Origin of the sequence: Neobacillus mesonae (genome assembly GCF_023715155.1) — a bacterium.
Lineage (GTDB): Bacteria > Bacillota > Bacilli > Bacillales > Cytobacillaceae > Neobacillus > Neobacillus mesonae_A.
Genome location: NZ_JAMBNQ010000093.1, coordinates 1 through 913 on the forward strand (window position 1 = coordinate 1; position 913 = coordinate 913).

Sequence of the window (913 nt, forward strand, 5' to 3'; positions counted from 1 at the left end):
CTGCGTGACAGGCAGGCATTCTAACCAGCTGAACTACCAGACCAAATTGCGGGGGCAGGATTTGAACCTGCGACCTTCGGGTTATGAGCCCGACGAGCTACCGGACTGCTCCACCCCGCGATAATAATATCTTATAAAGTAAACATGGCGGAGGAAGAGGGATTCGAACCCCCGCGCGGTTTAACCCGCCTGTCGGTTTTCAAGACCGATCCCTTCAGCCGGACTTGGGTATTCCTCCATGTTTATAGTAGCGGCGGAGGGGATCGAACCCCCGACCTTACGGGTATGAACCGTACGCTCTAGCCAGCTGAGCTACACCGCCATATATATAATTGAATTTTGGTGGAGCCTAGCGGGATCGAACCGCTGACCTCCTGCGTGCAAAGCAGGCGCTCTCCCAGCTGAGCTAAGGCCCCGAATTTATGAATGGTCGGGAAAACAGGATTCGAACCTGCGACCCCTTGGTCCCAAACCAAGTGCTCTACCAAGCTGAGCTATTTCCCGTTAAACACTATGGCGCGCCCGAAAGGAGTCGAACCCATAACCTTCTGATCCGTAGTCAGACGCTCTATCCAATTGAGCTACGGGCGCATGGTCTAAAATGGTGCCGAGGACCGGAATCGAACCGGTACGGTAGTCACCTACCGCAGGATTTTAAGTCCTGTGCGTCTGCCAGTTCCGCCACCCCGGCAGATTTGGAGCGGAAGACGGGACTCGAACCCGCGACCCCCACCTTGGCAAGGTGATGTTCTACCACTGAACTACTTCCGCAAATATAGAAAACAATGCGGGTGAAGGGAGTCGAACCCCCACGCCTTGCGGCGCCAGATCCTAAGTCTGGTGCGTCTGCCAATTCCGCCACACCCGCATATTTAAATGGTGAGCCATGAAGGACTCGAACCTTCGACCCTCT

General features: G+C 54.9%; 9 tRNA genes. All 9 read right to left on the reverse strand.

Features of this window, described 5'->3' with window-relative positions:
* Positions 1–46: 46 nt before the first annotated feature.
* Positions 47–120 (reverse strand) — tRNA-Met (locus M3183_RS26525).
* A 25-nt stretch (positions 121–145) separates the two neighbouring features.
* Positions 146–238, reverse strand: a tRNA-Ser gene (locus M3183_RS26530).
* Positions 239–248: 10 nt separating this feature from the next.
* Positions 249–322: transfer RNA gene (locus M3183_RS26535), tRNA-Met, on the reverse strand.
* Positions 323–340: 18 nt separating this feature from the next.
* Positions 341–416 (reverse strand) — tRNA-Ala (locus M3183_RS26540).
* 11 nt (positions 417–427) lie between these two features.
* A tRNA-Pro gene (locus tag M3183_RS26545) sits at positions 428–504 on the reverse strand.
* 10 nt (positions 505–514) lie between these two features.
* A tRNA-Arg gene (locus M3183_RS26550) sits at positions 515–591 on the reverse strand.
* An 11-nt stretch (positions 592–602) separates the two neighbouring features.
* A tRNA-Leu gene (locus tag M3183_RS26555) sits at positions 603–691 on the reverse strand.
* Between the two features lie 5 nt (positions 692–696).
* A tRNA-Gly gene (locus M3183_RS26560) sits at positions 697–771 on the reverse strand.
* A 15-nt stretch (positions 772–786) separates the two neighbouring features.
* Positions 787–868, reverse strand: a tRNA-Leu gene (locus tag M3183_RS26565).
* Positions 869–913: the final 45 nt, after the last annotated feature.